Below are 14,759 nucleotides of genomic sequence, written 5' to 3' on the forward strand. Positions count from 1 at the left end.
CCGCCCCACCCCCGTCATCCCCGGGCTTGACCCGGGGACCCAGGCTCACGCGTCGGCTGTTTGGCCGGCCTCACCCTGAGCCCGTCGAAGGACAAGCCGGGCCATGACAGGCGGAGGGGGCCAGCGAACCTCACGACCTGGCCACCCTCACCCCCGACCCCTCTCCCCTCCGGGAGAGGGGGGAGCCCCCGCCCTTGCGCGCCTTCCTCATCCTCCTCGCCGCCTACACCCTCTCCCAGTTCTACCGGGCGTTCCTCGCCATCGTGGCGGTGGACCTCAACCGGGACATCGGCCTGTCGCCCGCCGATCTGGGGCAGGTGTCGGCGGCGTGGTTCGCCGCGTTCGCGCTGGGGCAGTTCCCGGTGGGCTGGGCCCTCGACCGGTTCGGGCCCAGGCGCACGGTGTCGGTGTTCATGATCGCGGCCGTGGCGGGAGCGGCGTGGCTCTCGGCCGCCTCGTCCAAGGCCGAGTGCCTCGCCGCCATGAGCCTCATCGGCCTGGGCTGCGCCCCCGTCCTCATGGGGAGCCTCTACCTGTTCGGCCGGATCTACCCGCCCGAGCGCTTCGCCATGCTCTCCTCCCTCGTGATCGGGCTCGGCAATGCCGGCAACCTGCTCGGCGCGACGCCGCTCGCGCTCGCCGCCGAGGCCTTCGGCTGGCGCGCCGCGCTCGCCGGCATGGCGGGCATCACGGCCGCGAGCGCGCTCCTCGTCGCATTGGCCCTGCGCGATCCCGAGCGGCTGGAGGGCGGGCAGGGCGGCACGCTGCTCGGCGGCCTCAGGGAGATCGCCGGCATGCGGGCGCTCTGGCTCATCGTGCCGGTGACGCTCGTGAGCTACGCCGTCGTGGTGGCGACCCGCAGCCTGTGGATCGCGCCCTTCCTGTCCCAGGTCCACGGCTTCGACGCCCTCGCGCGGGGCAACGCCGCCTTCGCCATGGCGGTGGCGATGTCGGCGGGCGCGCTGGCCTACGGGCCGATCGAGCGGCTGGTGGGCGACCCCAAGCGCACGGCGCTCGCGGGGTCCGCCGCCACGGGCGCGCTCTTCCTGGCGCTGGGCTCCACCGGCCACACCAGCGGCGCCACGGCCGTCGCCCTGCTCGCGGCCCTCGGCATGACGGGGATGACCTACGGCATCATCATGGCCCATGCCCGCCGCTTCTTCCCCGCCCGGCTCCTCGGCCGGGGCGTGACGGCCATGAACTTCGTGTTCATGGGCGGCGCGGGGCTCGTCCAGATCCTGTCGGGCGCCTTCGTCGCGCGCTCGCAGGCCGCGGGCCTGCCCCCCGCCGACACCTTCGCGACCCTCCACCTCGCCTTCGGGGCGGCGCTGCTGGCCGCGACGGCGCTCTACCTCCTGGCGCCCGCGAAACCCGCCGCCGGGCGCATGGCGGCCCAGGCCGCGGGGGAGTAGGATCGCCTCACTCCCGAGGGCCGATCCATGCCTCCCCGCTTCCTCCTCGCCGCCGCCATCGCGCTCGTTGCCGCCCCGACGATGGCCCAGACCGGCCCGGCGCGCGGGCGCGAGTACCGGCAGGCGCCCGCCGTGCTGGAGCGCTACGGCGACGTGCCGATCGCGCTCACCGCGCCCGCCCTCGCGCCCGGCCGCGCCGCGCTCACGGCGCAGGACGAGATGCTCGCCTTCCTGCGCGCCCTCAAGGAGCGCCACCCCGAGGTGACCTTGAGCTCCCTCGGCCGCTCCATCGAGGGGCGGGACATCCCCTTCCTCGTGTTCACGGCGGAGGGCGCGGCCGATGCCGCGGGCGTGCGGGCGCTCCCGCGCCCGATCGTCTGGCTCATCGGGCAGCAGCACGGCAACGAGCCGGCGGGGGGCGAGGCCATGCTCGCCGTCGCCCATGCGCTCGCAGGGGGCGAGCTGAAGCCGCTTCTCGACCGGGTGAGCGTGGTGGTGGTGCCCCGCGCCAACCCGGACGGCGCGGCGGCCGACATGCGGGTCGCGGCCAACGGGCTCGACCCGAACCGCGACCATCTACTCCTGACTCTGCCCGAGATCCGCGCCATCCACGCCCGCATGGTCGACCTGCCGCCCGACGTCGTGGTGGACCACCACGAGTTCCAGGTGGCCGGCACGTGGCTTGCCCGCTTCGGCGGCCTGCAGAAGAGCGACGCCATGCTCCTCTCCGCCACCCATCCCCAGACCCCGGCGGCCCTGAGCCGGCTTGCGGGCGAGGTCTTCCTGCCCGCCATCGCGGCGGGCCTGCGCGAGCGGGGCCTCACCTCCTTCGTCTATCACACGGCGACGGGGCGCGCGGACCGGCGGACCGTCTCGCTCGGCGGCAACGCGCCGGGGATCTCGCGCAACAATTTCGGGCTTGCGGGCGCCCTCTCCTTCCTCGTCGAGACCCGCGGCATCGGGATCGGGATGGAGGGCTACCAGCGCCGCGTCGCGACGCATTACCTTGCGGCCAAGGCCGTGCTGGAGCGCGCCGCCGCGGACCCGGCGGGGATCCGCGCCGCCACGGCCGCCGCCCGCGCGGGGCTCGCCGCCGATCCCGGCCCCCTCGTCGTCGCCTATTCGATCGCCACCGTCCCTGAGACGATCCCCCTCGTCGATCCCGTCACGGGCGCCGACAAGCCCGTCCCTGTCGACCTCCAGGATTCGCGCCGCACCACCGTGACGGCGACGCGCCCCCGCCCGGCGGGCTATCTCCTGGAGCCCGCCGCCGCGCCCGCGATCCAGGCGTTGCGCCTGCGCGGCGCCGTGCTCTGCCGGCTTGGCGAGGGCGGCCCCGTGCCGGTGGAAGCGTTCCGGGTGGCCGCCAAGGCGGGCCCGGTGAACCGGGAGAGCATCAATCCCGATGGCGCGGTCGCGATCGCCGTCGAGCCGCGCGGCCTCGCTCCCTCCCCGGACGCGCTCTTCGTGCCCATGGCCCAGCCGCTCTCCGCGGTGATCGCGGCGGCTTTGGAGCCCGACAGCCCCGGGAGCCATGTGGGCGTGGGGCTCGTGCCCGTCTCCGAGGCCGGCGAGCCGCCCGTCTACCGGGTGCCGGCGCGCCCGCCGCTCGCACCCGGCGGTCCCTCCGGCTGCGACAACGAGGACCAGGCGCGAACGAAGCCCTCTCTCGGCCGTTGACGACGTGACCGATTCAGTCCCGATCCGAGGAGAACCGCCGATGCGCGTCGCGCTGACGCTCACGTCCGCCCTGGCCCTGATGGCCCTTACCGCTTGCGGCGGCGAGGAGCAGAACGCCCAGACCACCGCGTCGTCGTCCACCGGCACGGCGCAATCCGCGACGAACGCGCCCGGCAAGCCCGCGAGCGGCGAGCTCGCCGGGATGCCGAGCGCCGCCTCGCCTGGGAGCTCGCCCCCTGCCCTCAACAGCCCCGGCTCGAGCACCCATGCCTCGGGCACCTCGGCGCCCGACGCGGCGGGCTCGCGCTCGGCCAATTCGGCGCTGAACGGCAGCCCGACGGTGGGCACCGCGCCGAGCGCGTCGCCTCCGGCGACCGCCTCGTCCGGCGCCTCCTCCGGGAGCGTCACCCAGCCGAGCACCACGGCCGCCGCCGCTCCCTTGAGCGGCGCCACCACCGACGCCGGCGCGCCGAACGCGCCCCCCGCCCGGGCCGCCGGTGAGACCTCCGCCGCCACGAACCCGCAGACGGCCGGCGCGCCGGGCATGTCGCCCAACGCGCCCTTCTCCGGCTCCGTCGACCAGGGCCGCGCCTCGGCGCCCTCGGCCCCCGCCCGCTCGGCCGCCGACACCACCGCCGACACGTTCCCCACGGCCGCGGCGCCCGCAGCCGATCCCGGCGCGACGGGCACCACGGGCGGCAGCCGCTCGGCTCCGGGCTCCGCCGGCGCCCGCCCCGGCGCCCTGCCGGACGCCTCCAGCACCGCCCGCGCGCCCGACCCGGCCGGGGGCCTGCCCCCGGGCAGCTACAAGGCCGAGGCCGTCTCGCTCCGGCTTCAGGAGGGCGGCACCTTCGAGCTCAGCAACAACGGCGACGGCCGCAAGGTCACGGGCCGCTACGAGGTCAAGGACGGCCTGCTGACCCTGTCCGACGGGCAGGGCGACGTTCAGGGCGCCACCTTCCCGATCCGCTGCCGCATCGACCATTCGGGCCGCGTGATCCGCCTGCTCAACGCCGACGACGGCGCCTGCCGCCAGCTCCACGGCCTGCAGTTGCGCGGCGACGCCTGACACCCGCTCAACGAAGCCAGGCGATGCCCACGAGCACCGCCTGGCCCGCCACGAGCCCCGCGATCACCGAGCGCCGGGCCGCGAAATAGCCGCCGAGCCCGACGGCGAGCGCCGCGAGACGCCCGGCGAGCGGCACGTCGGCCAGCGCGCCGCCGGCCCCGAGCACGAGCTTCGCCACCACGGCCGCAAGCAGCGCGCTCGCCACCGCCCGCACCCAGAACAGGATCTCCGAATCGTCCGCGAGCCCCCGCGACAGGGTGACGGCGAGGAGCCGCCACAATTCGGTCGGCAGGAACCCGCAGGCGATCACCACGAGATAGGGCCAGAGCGCCTCGCTCATGCGCGCCGCCGCCGGGCCCGGCGCCCCACGATGTAGGCGATCGTCCCGCCCACGAGCCCCACCGCCAGCAGATCGAAATCCCGCCCGACGACCAGGGTCGCGAGCGGCGCGAGGCCTGCGCCGAGCGCCAGGGCCAGCCCGTCGGCGAGGGTGCGGGCGCCGCCCACGAGCGCGATGGTGAAGAAGATCGGCGTCATGAACAGGATCGCGGCCGCGAGCGGCAGCGGCAGCGCGCTCACGAGATGGTAGCCGAGCGCGGTCGCGGCCCCCGACAGGAGGATGCAGGCATTGCCGAAGCCGAGATAATAGGCCGGGCGGTCCTCCGGATCGATGCCGGGCAGGCGCCGCTGCCCCTCGACCCACAGGGTCATGGCCACGTAATGGGCCGCGAAGGCCTGGAAGCCGAGCCCCTGCCCCGGCCGCCGGATGAGCGGCAGCATGGTCATGGTCATCGGCAGGAAGCGGATGGAGGACAGGCAGACCGCCACCGCGAGCACCGGCAGGGCCGTCCCCGCCGCGGCGCCCGCGAAGAGGATCACCTGCGCCGGGGCCGCCCAGATCAGGAAGGTGGAGAGCACGGCGGCGCCGGCCGGAAAGCCTGCGTCGTGCGCGAGGCTCCCCACGCCCAGAAGCGACAGGCCGACCACCCAGGCCGGCAACGCGAGGGCGTCCCGCATCCCTCTCGCGAAAGGCCTCCAGCGCATCGGGTCTCCTCGTCCCATCCCCTCCGGCATAGGGCCACGGCCACGCCCTGTCACGGGGGCCAGGGCGGCGGGAGCCCTGCGCGGGACGCAGGGCGACCGATCTATTTGCGCGCCGACAGGAGGATGTTGGTCTCCGTCGCCGTGATGCCCTCCACCTGGCGGATGCGGCGAAGGCAGTCGTCGAAGGCGGGCAGGCTGTCGGTCTCGATCTCGGCGACGAGGTCCCAGCGGCCGTTCGTGGTGTTGAGGCTGCGGATCTCCGGGAAGCCGCGAAGGCGCGCGATGATGCGCTCCGCCCCCTGCCCCTCTACCTCGATGAGCGTGATGGCCCGCACCGGCGCGACCGCGCCCGCACCGCGCAGCACCACCGTGAAGCCGAGGATCGTGCCGGTCTCCACCAGCCGGTCGATGCGCGCCCGCACCGTGGCGCGGGACACCTTGAGCGCCGCCGCGAGGCCAGCCACCGGCGCCCGCGCGTCGGCGCGGAGCGCCGCAATGATCTGCCGATCGAGATCGTCGAGCCCAGCTGCCATTGTGATCGATCCAGCCCCTCAGAATGCGTGATTCATCTGCCGGATTTAGCACCTTTCCGTCTATTCGTCGCCATCCGCTCCGGCCAAGATCGGGGCTCGTTTCAGACCGCGCGCCCTCCGGCAACCGGACGGGCCCGAGCGAGTTGCCGGATGTTGATGAAGACCCACACGCCGCCCAAACCCCGCGTCGCCCTGCTCGGCGCTCCCATCGACCTCGGCGCGAGCCTGAGGGGCGCCTGCATGGGCCCTGCCGCCCTGCGCATCGCGGGGCTGGAGGAGGCCCTGCGCGAGCGCGGCTTCGACGTGGAGGACCGCGGCGACGTCGCGCCCCGCACGCCCGCCCCGCAGGTGTCGGGCCGGGGCGAGCGCGCCCGCAACCTCGCCGAGATCGCGGCCTGGGCGCGCTCCCTGAGCGACGCGGCCTACGAGACCATGCGGGACGGCGCCATGCCGGTGTTCTTAGGCGGCGACCACAGCCTCTCGATGGGCTCCGTGAACGGCGTGGCGCGCCATGCGGCGGAGGCCGGGCGCGAGCTCTTCGTGCTGTGGCTCGACGCGCATGCCGACTTCAACACCCCCGCCAGCACGCCCTCGGGCAACATGCACGGCATGTCGGCGGCGCTGCTCGCCGGCGAGGAGGGCCTGGAGGAGGTGTTCGGCGACGAGCCGCGCCGCCCCATCGACCCCGCGAACCTGCACCTCTTCGGCATCCGCTCCATCGACCGCGACGAGCGCAACCTCCTCGTGGCGCGCGGCATCGACGTGGTGGACATGCGCCTCATCGACGAGCACGGCGCGAGCGTGCTCATGCGCCGCGTCCTGGAGCGGGTCGCGGCCCGCAACGGCATGCTGCATGTCAGCTTCGATCTCGACGCCCTCGACCCCGCCATCGCGCCCGGTGTCGGCACCGACGTGCCGGGCGGCCTCACCTACCGCGAGGCGCATCTCATTATGGAGATGCTGCACGATTCCGGCCTCGTCACCTCCCTCGACGTGGTGGAGCTCAACCCCTACCTCGACGAGCGGGGAAAGAGCGCGCGCCTTGCCGTCGACCTCGTCTCGAGCCTGTTCGGCCGCCAGGTTTTCGCCCGCGGCCCAGACAACGCGCTCGCTCCCGCCCTCCCGACCCGGTCCGCCCCATGAAGCCCGTCGATCTCCTCGAGACCGAGCACCGCCTCGGCGCCCATAACTACAAGCCGCTGCCCGTGGTCCTGAGCCGGGGCGAGGGCGTGTGGGTCACCGACACGGAGGGGCGGCGCTATCTCGACTGCCTCTCGGCCTATTCGGCCGTGAACCAGGGGCACTGCCACCCAAAAATCCTCGCCGCGATGACGGAGCAGGCGGGGCGCCTGACGCTGACCTCGCGGGCCTTCCACAACGACCAGCTCGCTCTCTTCTACGAGGAGATCGCGGCGCTCACGGGCGCCCATAAGGTGCTGCCCATGAACTCGGGCGCCGAGGCCGTGGAATCGGCGCTCAAGGCCGTGCGCAAGTGGGGCTACGAGGTGAAGGGCGTGGCGGAGGACGCCGCCGAGATCATCGTCTGCTCCGACAACTTCCACGGCCGCACGCTCGGCATCGTCGGCTTCTCGACCGACCCGGAGGCGCACCGCAACTTCGGGCCCTTCGCCCCGGGCTTCCGCCCGATCCCGTTCGGCGACGCCGCCGCGCTGAAGGCCGCGATCACGCCCAACACCGTGGCGTTCCTCGTTGAGCCGATCCAGGGCGAGGCGGGGGTGATCATCCCGCCCCCGGGCTACTTCAAGACGGTGCGTGAGCTGTGCACCCGCCACAACGTCACCCTCATCCTCGACGAGATCCAGACGGGCCTCGGGCGTACCGGCCGCCTGCTCGCCGAGGAGCACGAGGGAATCGAGGCCGACGTGACGCTCGTGGGCAAGGCGCTGTCGGGCGGGTTCTATCCGGTCTCGGCGGTGCTCTCGAACTCCGAGGTGCTCGGCGTCCTCAAGCCCGGCCAGCACGGCTCCACCTTCGGCGGCAACCCCCTCGCCTGCGCGGTCGCCCGCGCGGCCCTGCGGGTGCTGCACGAGGAGGGCATGATCGAGAACGCCCAGGTCCAGGGCGACTATTTCCGCGAGCGTCTGTCGGGCATCCGCTCCAACATCGTGCGCGAGGTCCGCGGCCGCGGCCTCATGCTCGCCGTCGAGCTCCACCCCGAGGCCGGCGGCGCCCGGCGCTACTGCGAGGCCCTGCGGGACGCGGGCGTGCTCGCCAAGGACACCCACGGCCACACCATCCGCATCGCGCCGCCGCTCGTGATCACCCGCGACGAGGTGGACTGGGCCCTGGAGCGCTTCGAGCGGGTGCTGACGGCGGGGGTGTGAGGCGCGCCTCCCCTCTCCCAGGGGGAGAGGGATGCACGAAGTGCCAGGGGGTGAGGGGGTACCACCTGATACCAGAGGGCTCCCAACCCCCCTCATGCTGAGGAGCCCGCGCCAGCGGGCGTCTCGAAGCACGCACCACGCCTGCCACAGCCATCCTGTGATCCCTGGAACGCCCTTCGAGGCTCGCTCCGCTCGCACCTCAGGACGAGGGTGAGGATGGGAGAAACGGGGCGGGAGATGCCTGGATCAGCGTCCAAGCCCTCACCCCTGGCCCCTCTCCCCATGGGAGAGGGGAGTTTTCCATAATCCTTCCCCCGAAAACGGGCTGACGCCGCTCCCGATCGGTGATTTCATGCCGCCGGACAGGCGGGGCCGCTCGACCGGCCTCGTCGAACGACAGGGAAGGACCACAGATGACATCGTTCAGGATCAGCCGCCGCGCGGCGGTCGCGGGCGCGCTCGCTCTGGCGCTCGGCGGCGCCGGGGTCGCGCTCGCGCAGGCTCCCGCCTTCTTCCGCATCGGCACGGGCGGCACGGCGGGCACCTATTACCCGATCGGCGGGCTCATCGCGAACGCGATCTCGGGCCAGGACGGCAAGGGCGTGCCGGGCGTCGTCGCCACGGCGGTGGCCTCGAACGGCTCGGTGGCGAACGTCAACGCCATCGGCGGCGGCGCGTCGGAGTCCGGCTTCACGCAGTCGGACGTGGCCTATTGGGCCTATACGGGCACGGGCCTGTTCGAGGGCCGGCCGAAGGTGCAGGACCTGCGCGTCATCGCGACCCTCTACCCGGAGACCGTGCACCTCGTCGCCCGCAAGGACGCCAACATCAAGTCGGTGGCGGATCTCAAGGGCAAGCGCGTCTCCGTCGACGAGCCGGGCTCCGGCACCATCGTCGACGCGCGCCTGATCCTCGGCGCTTACGGGCTCACCGAGAAGGACATCAAGGCCGAGTACCTGAAGCCCGGCCCCGCGAGCGAGCGGCTCAAGGACGGCGGCCTCGACGCCTATTTCTTCGTCGGCGGCTATCCGACGGGCGCCGTCTCGGAGCTCGCGACCTCCACGGCCATCGCCCTCGTGCCGATCGCCGGGCCTGAGGCCGACAAGCTCCTCTCCCAGTACCAGTTCTTCGCCAAGGACACGGTGCCAGCCGAGGTCTATCGCGGGGTTGCCGAGACGCCCACCATCTCCGTCAACGCCCAGTGGGTGACGAGCGCCAAGCAGCCCGAGGACCTCGTCTACCGCATCACCAAGGCGCTCTGGAGCCCCGACACCCGCAAGCTCCTCGACGGCGGCCACGCCAAGGGCAAGCAGATCCGCCCCGAGACCGCCACCACGGGCTTGGGGATTCCGCTCCATCCGGGCGCGGAGAAGTTCTATCGCGAGGCGGGCGTGCTGAAGTAAGGGCACCCTTCCCCTCCCCCTTGCGGGGAGGGGTCAGGGGTGGGGGTCGGGACGCCAACCGCCGTCGGTCCAAGACAGGGCTGTAACGGCCTGCGCGCTCCAACTCCCCGCCTCCCGCTCCGACTTTTCGACCCCCACCCCTAACCCCTCCCCGCAAGGGGGAGGGGGATTTCGTTGCAGGCGCCCAATGTCCACCATGGAACTCGACGAAGCCAAGGCCCGCGAGCTCGAGGAGAAATTCGATCCCGAGATGCGCTTCCGGCCGCTCCTGCCGCTCGCCGGCTGGATCGTCGGCGGGCTCCTCGTGGTGCTGTCGATCTTCCACTATTACACGGCGGGCTTCGGCATCCTGAACGAGGTGGTGCACCGGGGCATCCACCTCTCCTTCGTGCTCGGCCTCATCTTCCTCGTCTTCCCATTCACGAAGCGCGGCTACGAGACGGAGCAGCGCTCGAGCGCCCTCACCCCTCTCGGCATCCCGCTCTACGATTGGATCTGTGCGATCGCGGCGGTGGTGGCGGTGCTGCACGTGCCGCTGATCCCCCTCGACGACCTCGCCTTCCGGGTCGGCAACCCGACGGGGACGGACGTGATCCTCGGCGCGACCCTGATCCTCCTCCTGTTCGAGGCGACGCGCCGCTCCGTGGGCTGGCCGCTGCCGATCATCGCCACCCTGTTCTGCCTCTACGCGCTCTACGGGCCGAGCATGCCGGGCATCCTGGTCCATCCGGGCGCCACCTTCGCGCAGCTCATCGACCACCTCTACCTCACGAGCCAGGGCATCTACGGCATCGCGCTCGGCGTCGTCTCGACCTACGTCTTCCACTTCGTGCTGTTCGGCGTGTTCGCCACGCGCATCGGCCTGGGCCAGCTCTTCCTCGATTGCGCGGCGTGGGTCGCGGGGCGCTATGCGGGCGGGCCGGCCAAGGTGTCGATCTTCGGCTCGGCCCTATTCGGGATGATCTCGGGCTCCTCGGTGGCCAACACCGTGACGGTGGGCTCGCTCACCATCCCGGCGATGATCCGGCTCGGCTACAAGCGCAACTTCGCGGCGGCCGTGGAATCGGCGGCCTCCACGGGCGGCCAGATCACGCCGCCCATCATGGGCGCCGCCGCCTTCCTGATGATCGAGTTCCTGGGGCTGCCCTACAGCACGATCATCCTCGCCGCCATCGTGCCCGCCTTCATGCACTTCTTCGGCGTGTTCGTGCAGGTGCACCTGGAGGCCAAGCGCAACGGCCTGCGGGGCCTGCGCCCCGACGAGATGCCCGACGTCAAGGCGGCGCTGAAGCGCGACTGGCCCACCGTCATCCCGCTCGTCGTGCTGATCGCGATCCTGCTCATGGGCTACACGCCCTATCTCGCGGCATTCTGGGGCATCACGCTGTGCATCGCGGTGGGCCTTCTCAACCCGCGCCGGCGCATGTCCGTCGGCGAGGTGCTGGAAGGGCTGCGCGACGGCGCGAAATACGCGCTCGCGGTGGGCGCGGCGGCCGCGACGGTGGGCATCGTCGTGGGCGTGGTGACGCTCACGGGTGTGGGCTTCAAGCTCTCCTTCATCGTCACCTCCACGGCTGCGAGCCTCGCCAATGGCGCGGCGGCGATCGTGCCCGCAGGCCTGATGTCCACGACGAGCCTCACGCTCCTGTTCACGCTCATCATGACGGGCGTGGTCTGCATCCTCATGGGCTGCGGCATCCCCACCACCGCGAACTACATCATCATGGTGACGATCGCGGCGCCCGCCCTGAGCCTGCTCGGGGTCGAGCCCATCGTGGCGCATTTCTTCGTGTTCTATTACGGGGTGCTCGCCGACATCACGCCCCCCGTGGCGCTCGCGGCCTACGCGGCGGCCGGCATGGCGGGGGCCGACCCGTTCAAGACCGGCAACACGGCGTTCCGGCTAGGGCTCGGCAAGGCGCTGGTGCCCTTCGTCTTCGTGTTCTCGCCCTCGCTCCTTCTCGTCACCAAGGGCTTCAACTGGACGGACTTCACCATCGGCTTCGTGGGCTGCGTCGCAGGGATCGCATGCCTCGGCGCGGCGCTGACAGGCTGGCTCCTCACCCGCACGGCGGCCTGGGAGCGGGCGGTTCTCGCCGTGGCGGCGGTGCTGTTCGTGGCGCCGGAGCTCTACTCGACGCTCCTTGGCGCGGTGATCCTCATCCCCGTCCTGATCCGCCAGGTGACCCTCTGGCGCGCCGCGACGCCCGTGGTGGCGGGATAGAGGGAGCGCCTGCGGCGCGGATTCTTGCGCTGGATCCCGGATCTGCACCTCGCTTCGCGAGGCTTGTCCGGGAAAGTGGGGTGAGGGTGACAGAAGGGTTCTCCAGAACCTCCACGCCCACTTTCCCGGACAAGCGCAGCCGAAGGCGAGCGCCGATCCGGGACCTAGGATTCAGATGCCGCGAAGCGGCGCCTTATAGCCCCCGCGACGGGGCCATCCGCAGCCCGGACCCGTCGAGAGGAGCGCCGCCGCCCTACTGCGCCGCGACGCCCGCCGCCTTCATGAGCTCGGCGATGCGGTCGATCTCGGCGAGGAAGCGCTTGCGGTGGGCGTCCACGCTCCGCTCGGCCGGCGGATAGACCTGGGTGCCGACCGCCGCGAAGCGCTCCACGATGGTCGGGTCGGCGATCGCCTTCTGGAGCGCCGCGTGCAGGGTCGCGATCCGGTCCTTCGGGGTGCCGGCGGGCGCGTAGATGCCGTGCCAGACGGTCATGTCGAGGGCAGGCAGCCCCGCCTCGGCGCTGGTGGGCACGTCCTTGAGCACCGCCAAGCGCTCCGCGGAGGTGACCGCGTGGCCGATGACGGCGCCGCCCTCGATCTGCGGCACGGCGGTGGTGGACTGGTCGCACAAGACGTCGACCTGCCCGCCGACGAGGTCGTTCATCGCCGGCCCCGTGCCGCGATAGGACACGTAGGTGGGCTTGAAGCCGACGGCCTGGCTCAGCATCACGGCGCAGATATGCGAGTTCGAGCCCACGCCCGCATGGGCGATGTTCACGCTCGCGCCGTCGCGCTTGAGATAGGCGAAGAGGTCTTTCGCGGTCTTCGCCGGGAAGTCCTTCTTGGAGACGAGCGCCATCGGGCCCGTATTGACGAGGCCCACGGGCTCGAAGGCCGTGCGGGTGTCGTAGGCGAGGCTCTTGTAGAGGGCGGGGCCGGCGGGCAGCGCCAGATGGTGGATGAGGAGGGTGTGCCCGTCGGGCTCGGCCTTGGCGACGCGCGCCGCGCCCGTGGTGCCGCCCGCCCCCGCGACGTTCTCGACGATCACCTGCTGGCCCAGCGTCTGCGACATGGACTGGGCCACGAGCCGGCCGATGGCGTCGCTCGGGCCGCCGGCCGCGAAGGGCACCACGAGGGTGATGGTGCGGGTTGGAAAGCCCTGGGCCCCGGCCCCGGCGATCCCGAGAACCCCGAACGCGGCCGCGGCCGCGAGGGTGAGCAAGCGTTTCATGGCGATGTCCTCGTGCGTTTCCGTGTCGTTCACGCGGGGTCTTCGCCCCGCTGAGGGGTTCAGCGTAGCGGATGAGCCCGCCCCGGCAACGAAAATGCGCGTGCGCCCGCCTCAATGCGCCATGAGCACCGGCAGCCTCGCCTCCGCCAGGATGTGGCTCGTGGCGCCCCCGAAGATCATCTGGCGGATGCGGCTTTGGGTGTAGGCGCCCTTGATCAGGAGATCGCAGCCGGTGGCGGCCGCCTCGCTCAGGATGGCCTCGCCGCCGCCGCGGATATGGCCGCCGGGCACGGTCCGGGCCTCGCAGGCGATGCCGTGGGCCTGGAGCGAGCGCGCGAGCTGCTCGCCCGTGGGCCCCGGCACGGTGCCGCCCTCGGCGGTGAGCACGACGACGCTCTCCGCGCGGGCGAGGAAGGGCATGGCGAAGGCGGTGGCCCGCGCGGTCTCCGTGCTGCCGTTCCAGGCGATCATCACGCGGCGCCCCAGCGCGGTCGGCGCTGTGGGCGGCGCGATGAGGATGGGACGCCCGCTCTCGAACAGGGCCGCCTCCAGGGTCGCCATGCTCGGCGCCTGCCGGTCGCGACCCGGGCGGCCGAGCACGACGAGGTCGAAGACCCGGCCGTGGCTTCCCACGAAGGCGTCGCCCGGGGGCGCGTCGGCCGCCCAGCGCCAGCCGTGGCCGCGATTGGCGGCGGGCGGGATGCTGCGCTCCTGCATGAAGCGCACGAAGGTGTCCCGCGAGGCCTGCACCGCCGCGCCGTCGTCGCCCTCGTCGCCCACCCAGGTGAGCCCCGTCACCATGTCGACGGGGATGTACTCGGCGAAGGAGGGCCTGAGCGCGAAACCCTCGATGACGCTCTCGAAGGCGCGGCCGACGAGCAGCGCGGTCTCGAGGACGGAGGGCATCAGCTCGTGCGATGCGGTCGGGACGAGAAGGGACTTCATGGCTGGATCCCGGTCTTCCATCGGATGGCCTCAAGGATCGACCGAACGCCTACGCTTGTCCATTCGCCTTCGCGCGAAACCGCTCGCGTTCAGGCGCCCGGCCCGAAGATCTCGCCGAAGGCGCGGATGAGGCCGCTGAGGCTCTCCTCCTCGACGAGGCCCGCCGCCTCCTCCGGCGTCGCCCAGCGGCTCGTGCGCTGGCCGCGCTCGGGCCAGCGCTCGTGCTGGCGCGAGACCTCCAGCGGGAAGACCTCGACGCAGACCGGCACGGTCGAGCCGTCCTTGAGGCGCTTGTGGTAATAGTAGAAGCCGATGCCGCGCCGGCCGATCCCGCCCTCGACGCCCGCCTCCTCGTAGGCCTCCCGCGCCGCGACCCCGTGCGGCTTCACCCCGCGCATGGGCCAGCCCTTCGGGATCACCCAGCGGCGCGTCTCGCGCGAGGTGACGAGAAGCAGCCGCAAGCCCCCGTCGGCGTCGCGCCGATAGGGCAGGGCCGCGTATTGCGTGCGCGTGACGGGCGAGGGCTTGAGGATGGTGTCCATGCGAATCGATATGCAGGACGTCGATGACGGCACAATAACCTAAGCAAACAAACGGCCTGCCCGGCAATCGCGATCGGCGGTCCGTAAGCATCTTGCGGCCGCGTGCTTGCGCCGGCCTGAAGAGAGATGTCGAACCGGCCTGCGAAAGCTGGGCAGCGGCGGGCCGGGCAGATGTCGAGGCCCGTGCGGGCAAGGCTTCGATCGGCAGCGGCAGCAACGGCGGCAATATCCGCGCCTGCGCCGGGGCCCGGCGCGCACCTGGATTTGCGGGCCGCCTCGCTGATACGATACGTCCAGGCCGGCCGACGAGCCGTGAGCGCCGGGCCGTGAC

The 14,759-nt window shown here is 72.3% G+C and carries 13 protein-coding genes; 7 read left to right on the forward strand and 6 right to left on the reverse strand.

Features of this window, described 5'->3' with window-relative positions; translation table 11 throughout:
• The first annotated feature begins 194 nt into the window (after positions 1–194).
• Genes F0L46_RS17990 through F0L46_RS18000 form a run of 3 tightly spaced genes read left to right on the forward strand, consistent with a single transcriptional unit; the run spans position 195 to position 4,161 of the window.
• A complete protein-coding gene (locus F0L46_RS17990) occupies positions 195–1,412 on the forward strand; it encodes an MFS transporter (protein ID WP_149820085.1) in 1,218 nt (405 codons plus the stop codon).
• Between the two features lie 27 nt (positions 1,413–1,439).
• Complete coding sequence (locus F0L46_RS17995; protein WP_149820087.1) at positions 1,440–3,092, forward strand: M14 family metallopeptidase; 1,653 nt, start codon at positions 1,440–1,442, stop codon at positions 3,090–3,092.
• Positions 3,093–3,132: 40 nt separating this feature from the next.
• Positions 3,133–4,161 carry a hypothetical protein gene (locus tag F0L46_RS18000; protein WP_149820089.1) on the forward strand — a complete coding sequence of 343 codons (1,029 nt, stop codon included), beginning with the start codon at positions 3,133–3,135 and terminating at the stop codon, positions 4,159–4,161.
• Positions 4,162–4,168: 7 nt separating this feature from the next.
• Here F0L46_RS18000 and F0L46_RS18005 read toward each other — a convergent pair whose 3' ends face one another.
• From F0L46_RS18005 to F0L46_RS18015, 3 genes are all read right to left on the reverse strand, one after another.
• Positions 4,169–4,501, reverse strand: coding sequence for an AzlD domain-containing protein (locus F0L46_RS18005; protein ID WP_149820091.1), 333 nt, complete (start codon positions 4,499–4,501; stop codon positions 4,169–4,171).
• A complete protein-coding gene (locus F0L46_RS18010; RefSeq protein WP_149820093.1) occupies positions 4,498–5,178 on the reverse strand; it encodes an AzlC family ABC transporter permease in 681 nt (226 codons plus the stop codon). The genes F0L46_RS18005 and F0L46_RS18010 overlap by 4 nt, the downstream gene beginning before the upstream one ends.
• 128 nt (positions 5,179–5,306) lie before the next feature.
• The gene (locus tag F0L46_RS18015; protein WP_149820094.1) at positions 5,307–5,738 is read right to left on the reverse strand and encodes an Lrp/AsnC family transcriptional regulator; all 432 of its coding nucleotides are present in this window, start codon (positions 5,736–5,738) and stop codon (positions 5,307–5,309) included.
• A gap of 156 nt (positions 5,739–5,894) precedes the next feature.
• On the opposite strand from F0L46_RS18015, the gene rocF reads away from it, so the two are divergent.
• The 4 genes from rocF (at position 5,895) to F0L46_RS18035 (ending at position 11,710) form a co-directional block, all read left to right on the forward strand.
• Positions 5,895–6,881, forward strand: coding sequence for an arginase (gene rocF / locus F0L46_RS18020; protein ID WP_149820096.1), 987 nt, complete (start codon positions 5,895–5,897; stop codon positions 6,879–6,881).
• The gene (gene rocD, locus F0L46_RS18025; protein ID WP_149820098.1) at positions 6,878–8,083 is read left to right on the forward strand and encodes an ornithine--oxo-acid transaminase; all 1,206 of its coding nucleotides are present in this window, start codon (positions 6,878–6,880) and stop codon (positions 8,081–8,083) included. The genes rocF and rocD overlap by 4 nt, the downstream gene beginning before the upstream one ends.
• Before the next feature lie 413 nt (positions 8,084–8,496).
• Complete coding sequence (locus F0L46_RS18030; RefSeq protein WP_149820100.1) at positions 8,497–9,486, forward strand: TAXI family TRAP transporter solute-binding subunit; 990 nt, start codon at positions 8,497–8,499, stop codon at positions 9,484–9,486.
• A gap of 187 nt (positions 9,487–9,673) precedes the next feature.
• A complete protein-coding gene (locus tag F0L46_RS18035) occupies positions 9,674–11,710 on the forward strand; it encodes a TRAP transporter permease (RefSeq protein ID WP_149820103.1) in 2,037 nt (678 codons plus the stop codon).
• 253 nt (positions 11,711–11,963) lie between these two features.
• Here the strand turns inward: F0L46_RS18035 and F0L46_RS18040 are convergent, their stop codons facing one another.
• From F0L46_RS18040 to F0L46_RS18050, 3 genes are all read right to left on the reverse strand, one after another.
• A complete protein-coding gene (locus F0L46_RS18040; protein ID WP_149820105.1) occupies positions 11,964–12,941 on the reverse strand; it encodes a tripartite tricarboxylate transporter substrate-binding protein in 978 nt (325 codons plus the stop codon).
• Between the two features lie 111 nt (positions 12,942–13,052).
• On the reverse strand, positions 13,053–13,886 hold the full coding sequence (locus tag F0L46_RS18045) for a universal stress protein (RefSeq protein ID WP_149820107.1): 834 nt from the start codon (positions 13,884–13,886) through the stop codon (positions 13,053–13,055).
• Between the two features lie 89 nt (positions 13,887–13,975).
• Positions 13,976–14,428: an NUDIX hydrolase gene (locus F0L46_RS18050; RefSeq protein WP_149820109.1), complete on the reverse strand. Its 453-nt coding sequence runs from the start codon at positions 14,426–14,428 to the stop codon at positions 13,976–13,978.
• Positions 14,429–14,759 lie beyond the last annotated feature (331 nt).

The sequence above is a fragment of the Salinarimonas soli genome, assembly GCF_008386575.1.
Taxonomy (GTDB): domain Bacteria; phylum Pseudomonadota; class Alphaproteobacteria; order Rhizobiales; family Beijerinckiaceae; genus Salinarimonas_A; species Salinarimonas_A soli.